Raw genomic sequence first — 1,246 nt, 5'->3', positions numbered from 1 at the left:
CCGCCACACCTCGGCCCCGAGCTCCTCGGGCAGGTCCTCGAAGCCGGCCGCGTGCGCTTTGGGCACCACCAGGACCATCAGGCCGAGGAAGGCGATCGGCCCGGCCAGCGCGGTCGCCGCCCCGGCCTGGAGCTGGTCGAGCGCAGCGTCGACGGCCGCGTTCGAGTAGAAGCCGTAGTTGTTCAGACCACGCTCGGGCGAGTAGCGGAAGTTGGCGTCCGACTCGGTGACGGCGGTCGAGGTCGACTGCCACCCGAAGAGCGATGCGTCGTACTCCTGCTGGCCGGTGCCGAGGAGCGTGCCCCACGTAGCGGCCGGACGGCCGGTGTCGACGATCTCGAAGCCGGCCTGCGAGGCGGTGTCGGTGATGAGCGCGACCTGGTTCACGCGGCGCGCGTTCTCGTTGTTGTACGCGAAGCGGACCTTGACGGGGGTGGTCACGCCGGCCTCGGCGAGCAGCGCCTTGGCCTTCTCGACGTCACCCGCGGCCGGGTAGAAGTCCGAGCCGTTCTCGGCGACCATCTTGTCGTAGTTGGGCGAGCCCGGGATGAGGATCTGCGAGTTGCGGACCTCGGCGTCAGGGTTCAGCGGGACGATCAGGTTGTCGACGATCGTCTGGCGCGGGATGGAGAGGAGGAACGCCTGGCGGACCTTCTTGGCCTTCTCGGCGTCGCCGCCGTAGGTCGCGGGGCTGAAGGGGCCACCGTTCTCGAAGACCAGGTCGACGTGCTCGAACGTGCCCTCGACGCTGTTGTTGGTCTCGATCGCGGGCAGGGCCTCGAGGGCGCTGCGCACGTCTGCCGAGGCCTGCGGGCCGATGAGGTCGACCTCACCGTTCTGCAGCGCCTGGACCTGGGCCATCGGGTCGTCGATGTAACGAACCGTGATGGTCTCGACCGAGGCCTTGTTCTTGCCCTTGAAGTCGGGGTTCGCCTTGAGCGTCAGGTACTGGTTCTCCTCGTACGCGTCGAGGAGGTAGGCACCGTTCGAGAGCACGAGGGACTTGTCCTCGGGCATCTTGGTCATCTCGAAGCCGGAGTTCCAGAAGGTCGCGATGGGCGACAGCTTGGCGACGTCGGCGTTCAGGATGGCGTCACGCAGAGCGTCCTTGGCCTCCTGCGGGTCCGCGATGTCGAGCGTCTTCTGGGCGACGACGTGCGCCGGGACGAACTGGTTGGTGAAGTTCAGGGCCCAGTCACCGAACGGCTTGTCGTACACGAAGGTGATCGACTTGCCGTCTTCGCTG

The 1,246-nt window shown here is 67.2% G+C and carries 1 protein-coding gene; it reads right to left on the bottom strand.

The features are described from left to right. Nucleotides 1–1,246, bottom strand: a 1,246-nt coding sequence (locus ACFWFR_RS19320) for an ABC transporter substrate-binding protein (protein ID WP_377624203.1), incomplete at both ends; no start/stop codon positions are given.

The organism is Oerskovia sp. NPDC060287 (genome assembly GCF_042726775.1).
GTDB classification, from domain to species: domain Bacteria; phylum Actinomycetota; class Actinomycetes; order Actinomycetales; family Cellulomonadaceae; genus Oerskovia; species Oerskovia merdavium.
This window is presented reverse-complemented; position numbering and strand designations above follow the sequence as displayed.